Origin of the sequence: Kitasatospora sp. NPDC051164 (assembly GCF_044455625.1) — a bacterium.
GTDB lineage: Bacteria > Actinomycetota > Actinomycetes > Streptomycetales > Streptomycetaceae > Kitasatospora.
On the sequence record NZ_JBITFB010000003.1, the window covers coordinates 120358 to 137866 of the forward strand.

At 73.9% G+C, this 17509-nt stretch carries 16 protein-coding genes and 1 pseudogene; 7 read left to right on the plus strand and 10 right to left on the minus strand.

Translation table 11 applies throughout. From position 1 onward, the window contains the following. A pseudogene (locus ACIBEC_RS05530) lies at positions 1 to 2336 on the plus strand (hypothetical protein); the annotation flags it as partial. Between the two features lie 107 nt (positions 2337 to 2443). Further along, positions 2444 to 3373, plus strand: coding sequence for a cellulose-binding protein (locus ACIBEC_RS05535; RefSeq protein ID WP_189915750.1), 930 nt, complete (start codon positions 2444 to 2446; stop codon positions 3371 to 3373). A 97-nt stretch (positions 3374 to 3470) separates the two neighbouring features. Here ACIBEC_RS05535 and ACIBEC_RS05540 read toward each other — a convergent pair whose 3' ends face one another. Then, positions 3471 to 3791 carry a hypothetical protein gene (locus ACIBEC_RS05540; protein ID WP_360498659.1) on the minus strand — a complete coding sequence of 107 codons (321 nt, stop codon included), beginning with the start codon at positions 3789 to 3791 and terminating at the stop codon, positions 3471 to 3473. Then, entirely contained in the window at positions 3788 to 4585 is a 798-nt protein-coding gene (locus ACIBEC_RS05545) for an alpha/beta hydrolase (RefSeq protein WP_360498657.1), read from the minus strand. Before ACIBEC_RS05545 ends, ACIBEC_RS05540 begins: the two co-directional genes overlap by 4 nt. 92 nt (positions 4586 to 4677) lie before the next feature. Between ACIBEC_RS05545 and ACIBEC_RS05550 the strand changes: the two genes are divergently transcribed. Further along, complete coding sequence (locus tag ACIBEC_RS05550) at positions 4678 to 5682, plus strand: ABC transporter ATP-binding protein (protein ID WP_360498655.1); 1005 nt, start codon at positions 4678 to 4680, stop codon at positions 5680 to 5682. A 1-nt stretch (position 5683) separates the two neighbouring features. After that, positions 5684 to 6451, plus strand: coding sequence for an ABC transporter permease subunit (locus tag ACIBEC_RS05555; RefSeq protein ID WP_360498653.1), 768 nt, complete (start codon positions 5684 to 5686; stop codon positions 6449 to 6451). A 35-nt stretch (positions 6452 to 6486) separates the two neighbouring features. On the opposite strand, the gene ACIBEC_RS05560 is transcribed toward ACIBEC_RS05555, so the two are convergent. Then, positions 6487 to 6828 (minus strand): ATP/GTP-binding protein, encoded by a 342-nt coding sequence (locus tag ACIBEC_RS05560; RefSeq protein WP_360498651.1) that lies wholly within the window; start codon positions 6826 to 6828, stop codon positions 6487 to 6489. A 391-nt stretch (positions 6829 to 7219) separates the two neighbouring features. Here ACIBEC_RS05560 and ACIBEC_RS05565 point away from each other — a divergent pair, with 391 nt between their 5' ends. Next, the gene (locus ACIBEC_RS05565) at positions 7220 to 8368 is read left to right on the plus strand and encodes an LLM class flavin-dependent oxidoreductase (protein WP_360498811.1); all 1149 of its coding nucleotides are present in this window, start codon (positions 7220 to 7222) and stop codon (positions 8366 to 8368) included. Positions 8369 to 8500: 132 nt separating this feature from the next. Here the strand turns inward: ACIBEC_RS05565 and ACIBEC_RS05570 are convergent, their stop codons facing one another. Next, complete coding sequence (locus tag ACIBEC_RS05570) at positions 8501 to 8893, minus strand: SCO5389 family protein (protein ID WP_360498649.1); 393 nt, start codon at positions 8891 to 8893, stop codon at positions 8501 to 8503. Positions 8894 to 9374: 481 nt separating this feature from the next. Between ACIBEC_RS05570 and nucS the strand changes: the two genes are divergently transcribed. Further along, a complete protein-coding gene (gene nucS / locus ACIBEC_RS05575) occupies positions 9375 to 10034 on the plus strand; it encodes an endonuclease NucS (protein WP_360498647.1) in 660 nt (219 codons plus the stop codon). A gap of 4 nt (positions 10035 to 10038) precedes the next feature. Here the strand turns inward: nucS and ACIBEC_RS05580 are convergent, their stop codons facing one another. From ACIBEC_RS05580 to ACIBEC_RS05600, 5 genes are all read right to left on the minus strand, one after another. Further along, positions 10039 to 12288, minus strand: a complete 2250-nt coding sequence (locus tag ACIBEC_RS05580; protein ID WP_360498645.1) for an ATP-binding protein — start codon at positions 12286 to 12288, stop codon at positions 10039 to 10041. 205 nt (positions 12289 to 12493) lie between these two features. After that, positions 12494 to 12817: an STAS domain-containing protein gene (locus tag ACIBEC_RS05585; RefSeq protein ID WP_360498643.1), complete on the minus strand. Its 324-nt coding sequence runs from the start codon at positions 12815 to 12817 to the stop codon at positions 12494 to 12496. A gap of 354 nt (positions 12818 to 13171) precedes the next feature. Further along, on the minus strand, positions 13172 to 14041 hold the full coding sequence (locus ACIBEC_RS05590; RefSeq protein WP_360498641.1) for a 3-hydroxyacyl-CoA dehydrogenase family protein: 870 nt from the start codon (positions 14039 to 14041) through the stop codon (positions 13172 to 13174). 229 nt (positions 14042 to 14270) lie between these two features. Then, entirely contained in the window at positions 14271 to 14921 is a 651-nt protein-coding gene (locus ACIBEC_RS05595) for a response regulator transcription factor (RefSeq protein WP_360498639.1), read from the minus strand. Beyond that, a complete protein-coding gene (locus ACIBEC_RS05600; RefSeq protein WP_360498637.1) occupies positions 14918 to 16120 on the minus strand; it encodes a histidine kinase in 1203 nt (400 codons plus the stop codon). Before ACIBEC_RS05600 ends, ACIBEC_RS05595 begins: the two co-directional genes overlap by 4 nt. A 156-nt stretch (positions 16121 to 16276) precedes the next feature. Between ACIBEC_RS05600 and ACIBEC_RS05605 the strand changes: the two genes are divergently transcribed. Next, a complete protein-coding gene (locus ACIBEC_RS05605; RefSeq protein ID WP_360498635.1) occupies positions 16277 to 16900 on the plus strand; it encodes a hypothetical protein in 624 nt (207 codons plus the stop codon). On the opposite strand, the gene ACIBEC_RS05610 is transcribed toward ACIBEC_RS05605, so the two are convergent. Next, positions 16897 to 17469 carry a cob(I)yrinic acid a,c-diamide adenosyltransferase gene (locus ACIBEC_RS05610; RefSeq protein WP_121174231.1) on the minus strand — a complete coding sequence of 191 codons (573 nt, stop codon included), beginning with the start codon at positions 17467 to 17469 and terminating at the stop codon, positions 16897 to 16899. The two genes, ACIBEC_RS05605 and ACIBEC_RS05610, sit on opposite strands and share 4 nt — an antisense overlap. Between the last annotated feature and the right edge of the window lie 40 nt (positions 17470 to 17509).

Sequence of the window (17509 nt, forward strand, 5' to 3'; positions counted from 1 at the left end):
CGCACGAGACCACCCAGCAGCGCGAGAGCGCCGAGGCCTACGCCGACCGCGTCCGCACCGAGGCCGAACAGCACGCCACCGACCTCACCGAACGCACCGCCACCGAGACCGCCGAGATCCGCACGGCCGCCGACACCTACGCCGCGCAGGTGCGGGCGGAGGCCGAGCAGGCCGCCGGCGAACTGCGCGCCCTCGCCCGGCACGAGACCACCCAGCAGCGCGAGAGCGCCGAGGCCTACGCCGACCGCGTCCGCACCGAGGCCGAACAGCACGCCACCGACCTCACCGAACGCACCACCGCCGAGACCGCCGAGATCCGCACGGCCGCCGAGGCGTACGCCACCGACGTCCGCGAGGCCGCCGACGAGCTGCTGGCGCGGGCCGAGGCCACCGCCGAGCAGCGCCGGGCGGATGCCTCCAAGGACGCCAAGGCCGTCCGCGAGAAGGCCGCCGCCGAACTGGCGCTGGCCAACGAGCAGGCCGGGACCGTCCGGGCCGAGGCCGGCCGCGAGCTGTCCGAGGCCCGCGCCACCGCCGACGGCATCCGCGCCGAGGCCTCGGCCGAGCTGGAGCAGGCCAAGGCCGACCGTGCGGAGCTGATCGCCGCCGCGAAGGCCGAGGGCGCCGAACTGGTCGCCGTCGCCGAGGAGGAGGCCGCCGAGGTCCGCCAGTCGGTGGCCGGCATGCACGAGGCCGCCGCCGAGCAGATCGCCGCGCTCAAGGCCGCCGCCGAGCAGGCCGCCTCCGAGCTGCGCGAGCTCGCCGAGCGCGAGACCGCCGAGCAGCGCGAACTGGCCGACCGCGAGACCGCCGAGCAGCGCGCGGACGCCGAGCAGTACGCCACCGAGGTCCGCGAGCTCGCCGACCGCGAGACCGCCGAGCAGCGCGCGGACGCCGAGCAGTACGCCACCGCGCTGCGCGAGCGGACCGAGCTGGAGCTGGCCGCCGAACGCGAGGCCGTCGAGGCCGAGCTCGGCCGGCAGCGCGCCGAGGCCCAGGCCTACGACGAGCACCTGCGCGCGGACGCCGAGGCCGAGCTGCGCGCCGCCCAGGAGGCCGCCGAGCAGCTGCGCGCCGACGCCGAGGCGCAGGCCGCCCGGACCGTGGCCGAGGCCGAGGCCCAGGGCGCCCGGACGGTCGCCGACGCCGAGGAGCTGGCCGCCGGGCTGCGCGCCGAGGCCGAGGAGTACGCCCTCGCCACCCGCACGCTGGCCGACGAGTACGACAGCGCCGCCCACGCCCGGGCCGATGCGTACGACGCGGAGACCCGGGAGGCCGCCGAGCAGTTCGACAAGGCCACCCGCGAGCACGCCAAGTCGGTCCTGGAGAAGGCCTTCGCCGACGCCGAGGCGCTCGGCGAGGACGCCCAGACCACCGCGCTGGCCACCACCGCCGCCGCCGAGGAGCAGGCGGACGCGATGGTCGCCGCCGCCCGCAAGGAGGCCGACCGGCTGGTCCTCGCCGGCGAGGCGGCCGGCCAGGCCGAGGTCGAGAAGGGCCGCTCCGACGCGGACACGCTGCTCGCCGAGGCCCGCCGGGACGCCACCGCGATCCGCGAGCGCGCGGAGGAGCTGCGCGAGCGCACCGACGCCGAGGTGGAGGCGCTGCACGAGCGTGCCCGCAAGGAGAACGCGGCGGCCATGAAGTCGGCCGGCGAGCGGGTGGACGCCCTGGTGACGGCGGCGCAGGAGCAGCTGACCGAGGCCGAGGAGCAGGCGGTGGCCACCGTCGCCGAGGCCGAGGACCGCGCCGCGGCGCTGGTCGCGGCCGCCGAGGACCGCGCGGGCGAGCTCACCTCGGAGGCCTCTGCCGAGGCCAGCAAGGTCCGTCTGTCGGCGGTCCGCAAGGCCGAGGGCCTGCTCAAGGAGGCGGAGACCAAGCTCGCCAACTCCACCGACCGCGCCGAGGCGCTCATCGAGAAGGCGGAGGCGAAGCTGCGGTCGGCCGAGGCCGAGGCCGAGGAGCAGCTGGACCGGGCGGCGGCCGAGGCGGAGAAGCGTCTGCGGGAGGCCGACGAGGCCGCGGACGAGCAGGTCGAGCTGGCGAGGGCGGAGGCGGAGCGGATGCTCGCCGAGGCGAAGGCGGAGGCGAAGCGGGTCACCGACGAGGGCCGGCGCGAGCTGGACGAGCTGGTGCGCCGCCGCAAGGACATCAACACCGAGATCTCCAGGGTGCAGGACGTGCTGTCCGCGCTGGAGGCTTTCGAGGCACCGTCACCGGTCGCCCAGGCCAACGGGGGAAGCAACACCAAGAAGGACGGGGGTGCCAAGGCCGGTGCCGGAGTCGGCTCTCCCCGTTCGGGTGGCAATCGTTCCAAGAACGCGCCACCCGATTGAGCGGACATTGTCCGCGAGAGAACGGCATTTCGCCGTCGACACTCCGGTACCGTGTCAGGATTCCCTCAACCACCTCAGCGGTTTGACGACAGGAAGCCCAGAACCCCATGAGCGACAGTCACTCCCCTCACGGCTTCGACCTGGTGCGCCGTGGGTACGAGCGTGCCCAGGTCGACGAGCGGATCACCAAGCTGGTGGCCGACCGTGACAGTGCCTTGACCCGGATCAGTGCGCTGGAGAAGCGCATCGAGGAGCTCCACCTGGAGACGCAGACCGCCCAGGCGGCGGTCGTCGAGCAGGAGCCCTCGTACGCCGGTCTCGGCGCCCGCGTCGAGAAGATCCTGCGGCTCGCCGAGGAGGAGGCCAAGGACCTGCGCGACGAGGCGCACCGCGCCGCCGAGCAGCACCGCGAGCTCGCCGAGGCCGCCGCCCAGCAGGTCCGCACCGAGGCCGAGAACTACGCCAAGGACCGCAAGGCCAAGGCCGAGGACGAGGGTCTGCGGATCGTCGACAAGGCCAAGAGCGACTCCGCCCAGCTGCGCGCCGAGGCCAACAAGGACGCCCAGAACAAGCGCGAGGAGGCGGACGCCCTCTTCGAGGAGACCCGCACCAAGGCCGCCCAGGCCGCGCTGGAGTTCGAGACCAACCTGGCCAAGCGCCGCGAGCAGTCCGAGCGCGACCTGGCCGCCCGTCAGGCCAAGGCCGAGAAGCGTCTGGCCGAGATCGAGCACCGGGCCGAGCAGCTGCGTCTGGAGGCCGAGAAGCTGCGCACCGACGCCGAGCGCCGGGCCCGCCAGACCGTCGAGACGGCCCAGCGCCAGTCCGAGGACATCGTGGCGGACGCCAACGCCAAGGCCGACCGCATCCGCAGCGAATCCGAGCGCGAGCTGGCGGCGCTCACCAACCGCCGCGACAGCATCAACGCCCAGCTGACCAACGTCCGCGAGATGCTGGCGACGCTGACCGGCGCGGCCGTGGCCGCCGCCTCGCTGCCGAACGACGACACCATGGGCGTGCCCGCCCAGCAGTCGCGCTGACGCCGGCTCCCCCGCCGTACCCCGCCGTACCGCAGGCCCTCACCCGCCCGGGTGAGGGCCTGTCGGCTGTCGCCCCGTCATCATCTCGGGGGGTCTTCTAGCGGGGGTAGGCGCCGTCCGGCCGCTGGTACCCGCTGCTGAGCTGGTTGCCCTCGTCGTCGGAGACGGTGCCGAACCAGGAGGTGCACCAGACCGACACCGAGTCGGGCCAGTACTGCACCTCGAAGGGGTGGCCGGACCCGTAGTCGCCGTAGGAGGTGACGATGAAGGTCTCCCCCGGGCGCATCCAGTAGTCCTCGCCGAGCGGTTCCAGGGTCAGCTCGACCAGCCCCTCGCTCCGGTTGGTCACGGGCATCCGACCGCTGACCTCCAGCGCCGAGAAGTCCCAGGCCGCCGCGTCCCGGCTCTCCTGGCTCATCCGCCGGCCACCCGGGCGAGCAGGGCGCGGACGGCGGTGTCGAAGGCGTCGGGCGCCTCCAGGGCGCTCAGGTGGCCCACCCCGGGGATGACGGTCAGCTCGGCGTCCGGGCGGGCCCGGACCATCAGTTCGGCCTCCACCGGCGCCACCAGGGGGTCCTGGGCGCCCGCCACGACCGCCACCGGCACGCGCAGCCCGGCCAGTACGTCCCGGGCGTCCGTACGGGCCGCCATGGCCCGCTGGGCCCAGGCCACGGCGGCCGGCGAGGCGGCGGCGACCATCGTCTCCACCCGCTCCACGAGGTGCTGCGAGTCGGGCCCGAGCTGCCCGGCCGCGACCTGCTCGTCCAGCAGCAGCCGCACGCTGTCCCGCGCGGTGACGGCGGCGGCGATCCGCTCCCGGTTGGCCCGTACCGCGTCGGTGTCGGCGGTGGCGCGGGTGTTGGCCAGCAGCAGGCCGGACAGCCGTCCGGGGTGGCGGCGGGCGAAGGCCAGCGCCACGTAGCCGCCCATGGAGAGCCCGCCGACCACCGCGCGCTCGATCCCGGCTGCGTCCAGCAGCAGTGCGAGGTCGTCCGCGACCCGGTCCAGCGAGGGCTCGTCGACGCCCAGCTCGGTGCCGCCGAACCCTCTCTGGTCGGGGGCGAGCACCCGGGCTCCGTCCCCGGTCAGGCCGGGCAGCGCGTCCAGCTGGGACGACCACATCGAGGCGTTCAACGGAAAGGCGTGCAGCAGCACGAGGGGTGTTCCGGTACCGCTCTCGCGGACGGACACTGCGGAGGGGAGCTCGGTCATGGGCCCACCGTATTCCGGTGCGCCCGGCGGGCCCACTCAGCGGGCCGCGATATCCGCTTTGTCCTAGCCTGACAGAGAGTAAGGGAGCGCGAATGATCGAGTTGCACGACCTGACGAAACGTTACGGCAAGACGCTCGCGGTGGACCGGCTCAGCTTCACGGTCCCCCAGGGCGTGGTGACCGGCTTCCTCGGCCCGAACGGCGCGGGCAAGTCCACCACCATGCGCATGATCCTCGACCTCGACCGCCCGACCGGCGGCCGGGTCACCATCGACGGCAAGCGCTACGGACAGCTCAGCGAGCCGCTCAAGTACATCGGCGCACTGCTGGAGGCCAAGGCCGTCCACCCCGGCCGCACCGCCCGCGACCACCTGCTCTGGCTCGCCCAGAGCAACCGGATCCCGGAGCGACGGGTGGACGAGGTGCTCGCCCTGGTCGGCCTCACCCCGGTCGCCCGCAAGCGGGCCCGCGGCTTCTCCCTCGGCATGGGCCAGCGCCTGGGCATCGCCTCCGCGCTGCTCGGCGACCCGGAGATCGTCATGTTCGACGAGCCGGTCAACGGCCTGGACCCGGAGGGCATCCTCTGGATCCGCAACCTGATGAAGCGCCTCGCCACCGAGGGCCGGACGGTCTTCGTCTCCTCCCACCTGATGAGCGAGATGGCCGTCACCGCCGACCACCTGGTGGTCATCGGCAAGGGCCGGCTGCTCGCCGACATGCCGATGCCGGAGTTCATCCGGCACAACTCCCGCTCCGCCGTACGGCTGCGCAGCCCCGAACCCGAGCGGCTGCTCGACGTGCTGGCCGACGCCGGCCTGCAGCACGAACCGGGCCCGGACGGCTCCTACGAGGTGGTCGACGGCGACCTCGCCCGGCTCGGCGAACTGGCCGCGGCACACGGCGTCGTGCTGCACGAACTCAGCCCGCAGCAGGCCTCGTTGGAGGATGCGTTCATGCAGATGACGGCCGACTCGGTGGAGTACCACGCGGGCGACGGACCGGGCCGGGACGCGGCCGGCGCACCCGGCGCCTGGGGCGCCGGCTGGAAGGCGGACGGCGCCCGGCAGACCGCCGCGGCACGGCAGGAGGAGAACTGAGATGACGTCCTTCCCGGCGATCCTGCGCTCCGAGTGGACGAAGATCCGCAGCGTCCGCTCGACGGTCTGGACGCTCGCGCTGGCCTTCGTCGTCACCGTCGGCATCGGCGCGCTGCTGTCCTTGCTCACCAACAACAACTTCACCGAGTTCCGCCGCAACGAGCAGTCCCCGTTCGACGCCACCGGGACGGCCTTCGCCGGCATCATGCTCGGCGAGCTGGCCATCATCGTCTTCGGCGTGCTGGCGATCGGCAACGAGTACAGCAGCGGCATGATCCGGGTCACCCTGGCCGCCGTCCCACAGCGCGCCACCCTGCTCGGAGGCAAGGCGGCGGTGCTCGGGGCGCTCGCCCTGGCGGTCTCCCTGGTGACGGCCTTCGTCACCTTCTTCGTCGGCCAGTCACTGCTCGGCTCGCACTCCACCACGCTCGGCGAACCGCACGTGCTGCGCGCGGTGTTCGGCGCCGCGCTGTACCTGACGATGCTCTGCCTGTTCTCGGCGGGCGTCACCACGATGCTGCACAACCAGACGCTCGCACTGGGCGTGCTGGTCCCGTTCTTCTTCCTGCTCTCGCCGATCCTCTCGGCGGTGCCGAAGGTCAAGACCCTGGCCCACTACTTCCCCGACTACGCGGGCTCGCGGATGCTGCTGGTGTACGAGCAGCACGGCCAGCCGTACGGGCCGTGGGCCGGCTTCGCCATCTGCCTCGCCTGGACCGCCGCGGCCCTGGCCGGCGGCATGCTGGTGCTCAAGAAGCGCGACGCGTAAGGCGGTTCGGCCCGCCCGGCCCCCGCGAAGGGCCCTCAGTACCGCGGAGCGCCGCGGCCTCGCAGGATGTTGGAGGCCCGGCGCTCCCGCGCTCCCCAGCACGCGCGGTGCCAGTGCCGCCGATCGTCCACCCCGGCGCCGTGCATCGGCCAGGCCACCACGTGGCCCACCCCCGCCGGGATCTCCTGGTCACAGCCCGGGCAGCGGTAGGGCCGCCCCGCCGTGCCCGCGACCGTCTGGACCACCCAGTCGTCGCCCTGGTAGCTCTCGGTACGGCGCAGCGATCCACCGAGCGGGGCGGTCGGCCCGGCACTCTCGCGCGGGGCGGCGCTCTCGCGCGGGGCGGCGCTCTTGATCCGGTTGCGGCGCGGCGACACGGTGGACTGCCTCTCTTCCGGGGGCTCTGGGCCGTTCAAGCCTACGGCCGGCCGACCTTCTGAACGGCCTCTATCACGGGCCCGCCCGACGCTCCGGTGTTTTTGCCGAGATCCACCCGATCATCGGGGAAATTCGGGGTTCAGCGTGCCATTGGCACATGACATCGGATACCCACAAGGGGAACAGGCGGGGCCCGCAGACCCTGCGCGCACCCGAGGAGGCCCAAGGATGACCAAGACCGATGCCCGTGCCGAGACCCGCCGACCCGTCGGGGCCCGGCCGCCCGCCCCCGGCCCGACGCTGACCGCCGTCCCCCCGGTGACGGCCGTCGCGGGCGAGCCGCTGCCCACCGCGCAGCGCGCGGGGGCGCTGCCGGCGAACACCGCGCCGGTGCGGGTCGGGCTGTTCATGCTGTCCGCGCAGTTCCCCGGGCAGAGCCACGGCGAGGCGCTGGAGCGCACCGTCCGGTCCGCCGTCGAGGCCGAGCGGGCGGGCCTGGACAGCGTCTGGCTGGCCGAGCACCACTTCGTCCCGTACGGGGTCTGCCCGGACGCCGCGACGCTGGCCGCCCTACTGCTCGGCCGCACCCGCCGGATCGGCGTCGGCACGGCGGTCAGCGTGCTGTCCACCCGCCACCCGGTGGCGCTCGGCGAGCAGACCGCGCTGCTGCACCTCACCTCCGGCGGGCGCTTCACGCTCGGGGTCGGCCGCGGCGGGCCGTGGATCGACCTGGACATCTTCGGCGACGGCGTGGGCGCCTTCGAGAACGGCTTCCCGGAGCGGCTGGACCTGCTGCTGCGCTGGCTGCGCGGCTCCCGGGTGGGCGCGGACGGCCCGCAGTTCGCCTTCCCGGAGGTGGCGGTGGTGCCGCGGGCCACCGAACCGCTGCGGCGGCCCGGTCTGAGCAGCTGGCTCGGCTTCGACGAGCAGTCAGGCCCGGTGCGCTTCCCGCGCCAGCGCCAGGACGCCGAGGGCCTCGGCGAGGAACTCACCGCCACCGGGCAGCCGGTGGCCGGACCGCCGGTGGTGGTCGCCTGCACCTCGCCGGGCGGGGTGAAGCTGGCCGCCGAGCGCGGCCTGCCGATGCTGCTCGGCATGCACTCCGGGGACGACGACAAGCTGCGGATGCTGGAGCTGTACCGCACCGCCTGGCTGGCCGCCGGGCGCAGCGAGGAGCAGCTGCGCCGGGTCGGCCGCGCGCACGTGGCGGCCGGGGTGGCCCAGGTCGACGACCGCGCCGCGGCGGCCCGGTCCACCCTGCTGGGCTCGATGCCCGGCTGGTTCGAGTACGGGCTCGGCGCCCACCGCACGGTGGACGGCCGCGAGCGCAAGATGCGCGACCCGCGCGAGTACACCGAACTCCTCTGCGACCTGCACGCGGTGGGCACCCCGCGGCAGTGCGCCGACCGGCTGCTGGCCACCGCCGAGCGGACCGGCATCCGCCGGTTCGCCCTGCTCGCCGAGGGCAGCGGCGACCACGAGGCGACCCTGCACAACATCGCCCGGCTCGGCTCCGAGGTGCTGCCGCAGCTGGGCTGAGGCCCCGCCGAAAACGGGCCCGCCGAAAAGGGGCCCGTCACCGACCGGCCCCGCGCCGCCGCGGCGCCGGCCGCCTCCGCCCTCCGATGCGGAGGACGGGGGCGGCCGGCGCCGCGGCGGCGGTACCGCCACTCAGCAGTCCCGCAGTTCCTCGGACTGGTTGAGCAGCTGCTCCCGGACGGAGGTGAAGCGCGTGAACCGCGCCTCGTTGGCGTCCGAGGGCAGGAAGACCGCCACCCGGTGACAGTTCTGGAAGCCCAGCCGTACGCCGAAGTGGCGCTGCAGGGCGCCCCGGATGGCGTCGCTGGCCAAGGCGCGCAGCAGCTGGCCACGGGCCTGCTCGCTGGGCGGCGGTACGTGGTTGTCGGCGAAGTCGGTGCCGTCGACCTTCGCCTGGGCGACCAGCGAGCTGATCAGGTCCCAGGCGTACGGCAGGGAGACGCGGACGCAGTCGACGAATTCCCGCTCGTCGACCTCGCCCCGCTCGGCCTTCTCCAGCAGGGCCGGTGAGACGTCGAGCGACATGGATTCTCCTCTCGCGGTCCACCCGCGCGGCGCCCGGGTGGTCGTGCGTAGTCCAAGCTCAGGTGAGGGTGAGCGAAATCGCGTGTGGTGTCCGGAACACCGTGGGACGGGGGTTGCCGGCACCTTCGCGACCAGCGGTGGCGGCACGGGACGTGACGCCCCGAACACCGACCGCGCTCAGAACAGCGTGGCAGTCAACGACGGGGCAGGCCGGTCATTCCTGCGGATTGCTTCGGAAATACGCTGCGGTGCACCAGATTGGCCGGATCCTGTCGGATCGTTCATCTGAAGTCTCCATCCCCGTTGACAGCGATCCCGCGAGCGTGCCGTCACACACCGTAGCGACCAGATGGGATGGGCGCCAGACCGCGACGAGCGGGAGCGGAATTGCCGAACCACAATGTTCGCGGGGTTCGCGCCTTCTTCACCCCGTCGTCGCGGAATCGCATCAACTGGCCCCGGTGGGCTAGCGTGGTCGACCGTGCGTCTCGTAATTGCCCGCTGCTCAGTCGACTATGCCGGTCGGCTCTCCGCCCATCTGCCCTCCGCCACCAGGCTCATCCTGGTCAAGGCCGACGGCAGCGTCAGCATCCACGCCGACGACCGCGCCTACAAGCCGCTCAACTGGATGTCCCCGCCGTGCGCCCTCAAGGAGGCCGACGGGGTCTGGACGGTGGAGAACAAGGCCGGCGAGAAGCTCATCATCACGCTGGAGGAGGTACTGCACGACTCGTCCCACGAGCTGGGGGTGGACCCCGGCCTGATCAAGGACGGCGTCGAAGCACACCTCCAGGAGCTGCTCGCGGACCGGATGGAGGTGCTCGGTGCCGGCTGGTCGCTGATCCGCCGCGAGTACCCGACCGCGATCGGCCCGGTCGACATCCTCTGCCGCGACGCCGACGGCGCCACGGTGGCCGTCGAGATCAAGCGCCGCGGCGAGATCGACGGCGTCGAGCAACTCACCCGCTACCTCGAACTCCTCAACCGGGACCCGCTGTTGTCCCCGGTCAAGGGCGTCTTCGCCGCGCAGGAGATCAAGCCGCAGGCCCGCGTGCTGGCCACCGACCGCGGCATCGGCTGCGTGGTGCTGGACTACGACGAGCTGCGCGGCATCGACGACGACAAGCTCAAGCTGTTCTGACCGGTCAGCCCGACGACTTCGAAGCCGACGGGCTGGGCACCCCGGTGGGGGTGGCCGTCGCGGTCGGCGTGGCGCTCGGGGTCGGCGTGGGCGTGCTGCCGGTCGGCTTGGGCGACGTCGGCTGAGGCGTGGGCGGCTGGGGCTGTGGCGCCGGCGGCTGCGGCTGTCCCGGTACGGGCGGCTGCGGCGGCTGCGGGGCCTGCGACCCGGTCGCCCCCGGCGAGGAGCTCGGCTTCTTCGTCGGCGAGGCGCTCGCCGAGCGCGAGGCGCTGCCGCTCGCCGTCGGCTCCGGGCTGCCGCTCTGCGTCGCCGGGCTGCCCGGCGCGGTTGCGACCGCACTCGGGGAGGCGCTGCCGGAAGGCTGCGGGAACGGCGCGTCCTGGGCGCCGCCGCCCTCGTCCAGCCGGCCGCTGTGCGGGTCCTTCGACGTGTGCTCGTCCGGCCCGGTGAGGCTCATCGCCACCGCCGTCCCGAGCACTCCCAGGGTCAGCACGACCGTGGTGACCACGGCCACCCGCCGCCGCTTGCTGGACTTCAACCGGGCCGGCACCCGGGCGGCGATCTTGCGGATGACCGGCGCGCGACCGGGCCCCGCGGGCGCGGCGGCCGGCAGCTGCCGCCCGTCGGCGCGCAGCAGGTCGAGCATCCGGCGCGCGGAGGCCACCCCGCGCTGCTCCCCTGCGGACACCCGCAGGGTGAGCGCGGTCTCCAGCTCCGCGACGGCCCGGGACGGCTGCTGGACGCAGATCGCGTGCACACCCGACTCGTGGTGGAACCAGGCCTGGTCGCTCGCCGAGCCGGCCCGGCGGGCCGCCTCCAGGCCGAGCTGCAGCACCCGTTCCCAGGCCCCCCAGCGCAGCGCCAGCGCCAGCGCGGGCGCCGCCGCCCGGGCGAGCCGGACCACCGCGTCGTGGCGTCCGGCGGCCCGGTCGGCGAGCAGGACGCCGATCAGCACCTCGGCCTCGGCGGCGATCTGGTCCAGCGTCACCGAGCTGTGCCCGACCCACCAGGCGAAGTGCTGGGCGGCGCCGTCCACGCAGCCGAGCGCCGGCCAGTGCGGGAGGAGCAGCTCGAGCGCGCCGGCGGTCAGTCGGTGGTGCCCGCCGATGGACACCGCCAGTCCGGCGTCGGCGAGTTCGGCGAGGGCGGCCTCGCCCAGGCCGACGTCGATCAGCGCGGGCAGGTGCGGCGCGGTGGGGCATTCCCCGCCGAGGGCGACGGCAAGCCGCAGCACGGCCTGCGCGGGCTCGCTCAGCCCCTCGGCGAGCCGGACGGCGGGCGAGGCGGTCTCGGCGACCGAGGGCAGCGGGACGGTGCGGCGCAGGGCGTTCTCGCGGATCGCCGGGTCGGGGTCGCGGACGGGCCCCTCGACGGCGCCGAAGACGTCCATCCGGTCGTCCTCGGCGGCGACCAGCGCGTCCACCGAGACGTCCCGCTGGCGCAGCAGCGCGGCGGCCTGGACGAAGCGCAGCGGCAGGCCCTCGGACTCGAACCAGAGGTCCACCGCCCAGGCCTTCTCGGCGACGTCCAGCGGCCGCCCGGCGAGCCGGGCGGTGAGGGCGAGGCAGGCGGCGCGGGAGAGCCCGGCGACGAGGTGGTCCTGCATCCGGGAGCCGGCCGACAGCGGCGGGCTGTCCGGGGCGACCGAGACCAGGAAGGCGCAGCCGGGGGCGACGGCGAGCAGGTGCTCCAGCTCGTCGCCGGAGAGCTCGGCGGTGTCGATCACCACGACGGCGCCGACCTCGGCGAGGTGGGCGGCCAGCCCGCCGGGATCGGGCCGGTAGCCGGGGGCCTGGTGGGTGGCCGCGAAGAGGCCCTGGAGCAGGTCGGCGACGGTACGGCGGTGGCCGCAGAGCTGGACGACACCCCCGGGGGCGAGGTCGGCGGCGGCCTCGGCGACGGCCGACAGCAGTGCGCTGCGACCGGAGCCGGCCTGGCCGACCAGGCGTATCGAGCGGCCCTCGGCGAGCAGGCCGAGCAGCTCGGCGATATCCGCCTCGCGGTCCAGCAGCGGCAGGTCGGCGGGTCCGGCGCCGAGTGCGAGCGGGCCGACCGCGCGGCCGACGCCGCCGACCGGGCCGCGGGCGGGCTCGCTGCGCTCGATCCGGCGCGGGCGGGGCCGCCACTCCTCGGGGCAGGGCCGGGCCTCGGAGCCGTCCGGGGCGCCGACTCCCACCAGCAGGGCGCCGGAGACCAGTTCGCCGCCGCGGGTGCGGGCGGCCTCCTGCCTGATCTCCCCGGATGGCTGTGCCACGTTCTGCTCCGCATCGTGCTCGGCCGCCGGCGCCCCGCGCCGACCGGCTGACGTCCCGGTCGCGGCCGCGGGCGGTCTGGGGGCAGCCCCGGCGGCCGTCTTCTGACGGGCAGACTCTCGCACATCCGGGCCCGCCCGTGCAGGGCGGTCCGGGGCCAGGGGCTGTCCCGGAGCGCTGACCAGGCGTGTTGGCTGACCGGGCGCGTTACAGGACGATGCCGTGCGCCTCGGCGATGCCGCCGTCGACGGCCAGGATGCGGTGCAGCTTGGTGGCCACCAGAAGCCGCTGGAGCTGGGCCGGGACGGAGCGCAGCACCAGGCGGCGGCCGATCCGGCCGGCCCGTCGGTGGGTGCCCATGATCACGCCGAGGCCGGTGGCGTCCCAGAACTCCAGTCGGGCGAGGTCGAGCACGAGGTCGCCGTAGCCGCCGTCCACGGCATGGTGCAGCCGGGCCCGCGCGTCGGCGGCGGTGCGCACGTCGAGGCGGCCTTCGATGGCCAGCGCCGTGTGGTCACCGGTGATGCGCACGCTCTCCTCCTTCGCCTGGACGGCCTGGTGCGGGGTGGGGCCGCCCCGGGCGTACCGGGTGCGGGAGCGGGGTGTGCGTCCGGGCGGGCCGCAGCCCCACGCCCGGACCCGGTCGGACTGCCGGGTTCCCTCATCTGACGGCGTAGCTGCTCCGCAGGTTGCTGCTTCCGGCCGGATCTGAAGCAACTTCACTCGTCCGAGGGAATATACGCAGGAAGTCTCCACACCTACGCTCGATTACCGCCCAAATCACCCGTCTGCGGCACCCGGCGTGAGGAAACTCACCAGACCCGGCGGAGCGGGCCGTACGATGCTCCGATCGCACGGCCCGCAGGGTCGTTCAGCCCGGTCGGCTCACTTGCCTTCGTACGGGTAGAAGCCGCGGCCGCTCTTGCGGCCCAGGTCGCCGGCGGTGACCATGCGGGCCATGATCTCCGGGGCGGCGAACTTCTCGTCCTGGGTCTCGGTGTAGATGTTGCGGGCGGCGTGCAGCAGGATGTCCACGCCGGTCAGGTCGGCGGTCTGCAGCGGGCCCATCGCGTGGCCGAAGCCGAGGCGGCAGGCGGTGTCGATGTCCTCGGCGGTGGCGACGCCCGACTCGTACAGCCTGGCGGCCTCGACGACCAGCGCGGTGATCAGTCGGGTGGTGACGAAGCCGGCCACGTCGCGGTTGACCACCACGACCTCCTTGCCGACGCCCTCGGCGTAGGCGCGGGCGGTGGCCAGCGCCTCGTCGCTGGTCTTGTAGCCGCGGACCAGCTCGACCAGCTTCATCATCGGGACCGGCGAGAAGAAGTGGACGCCGACGACCGACTCCGGGCGCTGGGTGGCGGCGGCGATCCGGGTGATCGGGATGGCGGAGGTGTTGGAGGCCAGCACGGCGCCGTCCTTGGCGAGCTTGTCCAGCTCGCGGAAGACGGCCTCCTTGACCTCCAGCTTCTCGAACACGGCCTCGACCACGATGTCGGCCTCGGCGACGGCGCCCAGGTCGGTGGTGGTGGTGATCCGGCCCAGCGCGGCCTCGGCGTCCTCGGCGCTCAGCTTGCCCTTGGCGACGAACTTCTCGTACGAGGCGCGGATGCCCGCGAGGCCGCGCTGCAGCGCCTCCTCGGTGACGTCCCGCAGCACCACCGGGTGGCCGGCCTGCGCGGACACCTGGGCGATGCCGGCGCCCATCAGGCCGGCACCGATGACGGCGATCTGCTTGCTGGACGCGTTGCTCATGGCTGGGTCTCCCGATGCCGTCGCCGCCCCGCGGGCGGGCCCTGAAGGCGGCTCAGGGCAGGGGTGACCGCCGTGTGGAGCCGCATCGCTCGTTTCCGGGACTCTAGTGCCCAAATCGCTCACGCAGTAGCAATCGAGAGTGTGATCTGCAACCGACCCGGTCAGCTGCCCAAGCAGCTCGTCAGACAGTCAGCCGGGCCGACGCTCAGATGGTCAGACGCTCGGATGGTCAGACGGTCAGACCGAGGTCCTGGGCCAGGATCGCCGCCTGCACCCGGCTGCGCAGCCGCAGCTTCGCCAGGATCCGGCTGACGTGCGTCTTCGTGGTCGCCTCCGCCATCGTCAGCCGGGCCGCGATCTCCCCGTTCGACAGCCCCGCCCCGATGCAGGCCAGCACCTCCCGCTCACGGACGGTCAGCCCGGCCACCGCCTCCCGGGCCTCGGGCAGGACCAGCCGGTCCGGGCGGGCGAACGCGCCGATCAGCCGCCTGGTCACCGAGGGTGCCAGCATGCCGTCCCCGCGCGCCACCGTCCGGATGCCCTCGATCAGGGTGTCCGCCTCCAGGTCCTTGAGCAGGAACCCGGCCGCGCCGGCCCGCAGCGCGCCGTAGACGTACTCGTCCAGGTCGAAGGTGGTCAGCACGAGCACCTGGGCGGCCCCGGCGGCGACCACCTCGCGGGTCGCCGAGACGCCGTCCAGCCGGGGCATCTGCACGTCCATCAGCACCACGTCCGGCCGCAGTTCCAGCGCCAGCCGGACCGCCTCCTCACCGTCGGCGGCCTGCCCCACCACCGTGAACTCCGGCTCGGCGCGCAGGATCATCACCAGCGCCGCCCGTACCGCCGCCTGGTCCTCCGCCACCAGAACCCGGATCGTCATGCCCGCCCCTCACTTCCCTGGGCGCGCGGCAGCACCGCGCGCACGCTCCAGCTTCCGTCCTTCGGCCCGGCCTGGAAGCTGCCGCCGAGCAGTCCGGCCCGCTCCGCCATGCCCACCAGCCCGGCCCGGGCGCCGGGCAGTCCGCGGCCCGCCTCTCCCCGGTACGGGCTGTCGACCGCGATCCGAAGGTCCTCCGCCCCGAACTCCAGCCGCAGCCGGACCAGTCCGGGCCCGGCGTGCTTGAGCGCGTTGGTCAGCGACTCCTGGACGATCCGGTACGCGGCCAGCCCGACCGGCACCGGCACCTCCCCGCGCTCGCCGTGCTCGGCCAGCTCGAAGTCCAGCCCGACGTCCTGGCCGGCCGCCCGGGCCTTGGCCACCAGGGCGTCCACCGCGGCCAGGTCGGGCGCCGCGTACGACTCGTCGACCTCTCCGCCGCCGCTGTCCCGGAGCAGTCCGATCATGCGACGCATTTCGGCCAATCCCTGGACGCTGTTCTCCCGGATCACCGCCAGCACCTCCACCAGCGGGTCGTCCGCGGGCAGGCTCCGGCGCTTGGCGACGGACTGCGCACCGGTGGCGTGGATCGCGATCGCCGACAGGTGGTTGGCCACCACGTCGTGCAACTCCCGTGCCATCCGGGCCCGTTCGGCACCGACCGCCTCGCGCCGGTCCATCTCCGAGAGCAGCGCGGTCTGTTCGGCCCGCAGCCGCTCGGTCTCCGCCTCCCGCCGGTGTTTGCGCACCACGTCGCCGGTCCACACCGGGGCCAGGAAGACCAGCGCGCTGATCACCGCGATCAGCAGCCCGGCCGGGGTGCCGCCGGCGTACCAGGCCAGGCTGGAGAGCACCAGCACGGTGGCCCCGCCGGCCAGGTGCAGCACCCGCGACATCTGGCGGCTGCCGTAGGTCACCGCCGCGTACAGCAGATCGGTGTACATGATCAGGGTCGCCAGCAGGCTGCCGGTGAACAGGCTGGCCGCGAAGGCCAGCCCGCCGAGCGACACCGCGAGCACCGGTCTGGTGCGTCGGCACAACTCCAGCCCGGCCATCACCAGCATCGGCAGCACCACGGCCCACAGCGGCACGCGGTCGACGTTCTCGTACACCCGGAAGACGATGAGCACGGTGCCGCCGAGCAGCCCGCACAGGGCGATCAGCCGGTCGAGCCGGCGCGGGGAGAGGGACGGAACGGGCACACCCCCATCTCACCATCCCCGGCGGCCCGTCCGGCTCCGGTCCGCGGAGGAGCCCGCTACATCGAAAGATGCAGACGCGGACGGCACCGCGCGACGACGACACCGGCGCACCCCCGCGCCAGGCTGGACACACCGCCGAACGTCCGGGAGCAGAACGTGATCGTCACCCTCATCGTCGCGGCCGAGATCTCCTGGTGGATCGTGCTCGGCCTGGCCCTCTCCGCCCGCTACCTGCTGCGTTGGCGCCGCACCAGCACCGTGCTGCTGCTCGGCCTCCCGGCCGTCGACCTCGCCCTGTACGCGCTCACCGTGCTCGACCTGCGCGGCGGCACCGAGGCGAGCTGGACGCACGCGCTCGCCGCGAGCTACGCCGGATTCTCCGTCGGGTACGGCCCCTCGCTGGTCGGCTGGGCCGACCGGCACTTCCAGCACCGCTTCGCCGGCGGCCCCAAGCCGCTGCCCTCGCCGAAGTACGGCCCGGAGCGGACCAGGTACGAGTGGCAGATCGCCGGGCGCACCACCGTCTCGGCGGCGATCACGCTCACCCTGATCACCCTGCTCGTCCCGCTCTCCGGGGGCTCCGCCCACTACGGCACCTTCGCCCAGTGGTACTGGCGGCTGGGCATCACGGCCGTCGTGAACGTCATCGTGGCCGGCTGCTTCTCGCGCTGGCCCAAGGAGCCGCCGGCCGGTGTCCGGGTCGAGAACGGCCGCGTGGTGAGGGAGCAGACCCCGGCCGGGCACGCCCCGGCTGGGGACGCCCCGGCCAAGCAGCTCTAGCGGTTCTCGCCCGGCACCCAGAGCACGTCGCCGCGTTCCTTGTTGGCCACCCGGGCCAGGATGAACAGCAGGTCGGACAGCCGGTTGAGGTACTTCGCGGTCAGCGGGTTGACGGTGTCCCCGTGCTCCGCGATCGCCGCCCAGGTGGAGCGCTCGGCCCGCCGCACCACCGTGCAGGCCAGGTGCAGGTGAGCCGCGCCGGCCGTGCCGCCGGGCAGGATGAAGCTGCGCAGCTTCTCCACCTGCTCCAGGTAGTGGTCGCAGTCGCCCTCCAGCCGGTCGACGTAGGACTGCAGCACCCGCAGCGGCGGGTACTTCGGGTCCTCGACCACCGGGGTGGACAGGTCGGCGCCGACGTCGAACAGATCGTTCTGGACCCGGACGAGCACCGCCGCCACGTCCTCGGGCAGCGCCCCGACCGCGAGCGCCACCCCGATCGCCGCGTTCGCCTCGTTGGCGTCCGCGTACGCGATCAGCCGCGGGTCGGTCTTGGTGGTCCGGCTCATGTCGCCGAGCGCGGTGGTGCCGTCATCGCCGGTACGGGTGTAGATGCGCGTCAGATTGACCATGCGGCCACCCTAGCCGGGCAGGTTAGGCCGCGTTAACCCC

What these genes read in the sequence shown, in the direction of transcription:
- ACIBEC_RS05535 (WP_189915750.1), top strand. Translation starts at nt 2,444, where the DNA reads ATGAGCGACAGTCACTCCCCTCACGGCTTCGACCTGGTGCGCCGTGGG.
- ACIBEC_RS05540 (WP_360498659.1), bottom strand. Translation starts at nt 3,791, where the DNA reads ATGAGCCAGGAGAGCCGGGACGCGGCGGCCTGGGACTTCTCGGCGCTG.
- ACIBEC_RS05545 (WP_360498657.1), bottom strand. Translation starts at nt 4,585, where the DNA reads ATGACCGAGCTCCCCTCCGCAGTGTCCGTCCGCGAGAGCGGTACCGGA.
- ACIBEC_RS05550 (WP_360498655.1), top strand. Translation starts at nt 4,678, where the DNA reads ATGATCGAGTTGCACGACCTGACGAAACGTTACGGCAAGACGCTCGCG.
- ACIBEC_RS05555 (WP_360498653.1), top strand. Translation starts at nt 5,684, where the DNA reads ATGACGTCCTTCCCGGCGATCCTGCGCTCCGAGTGGACGAAGATCCGC.
- ACIBEC_RS05570 (WP_360498649.1), bottom strand. Translation starts at nt 8,893, where the DNA reads ATGTCGCTCGACGTCTCACCGGCCCTGCTGGAGAAGGCCGAGCGGGGC.
- ACIBEC_RS05590 (WP_360498641.1), bottom strand. Translation starts at nt 14,041, where the DNA reads ATGAGCAACGCGTCCAGCAAGCAGATCGCCGTCATCGGTGCCGGCCTG.
- ACIBEC_RS05595 (WP_360498639.1), bottom strand. Translation starts at nt 14,921, where the DNA reads ATGACGATCCGGGTTCTGGTGGCGGAGGACCAGGCGGCGGTACGGGCG.
- ACIBEC_RS05610 (WP_121174231.1), bottom strand. Translation starts at nt 17,469, where the DNA reads ATGGTCAATCTGACGCGCATCTACACCCGTACCGGCGATGACGGCACC.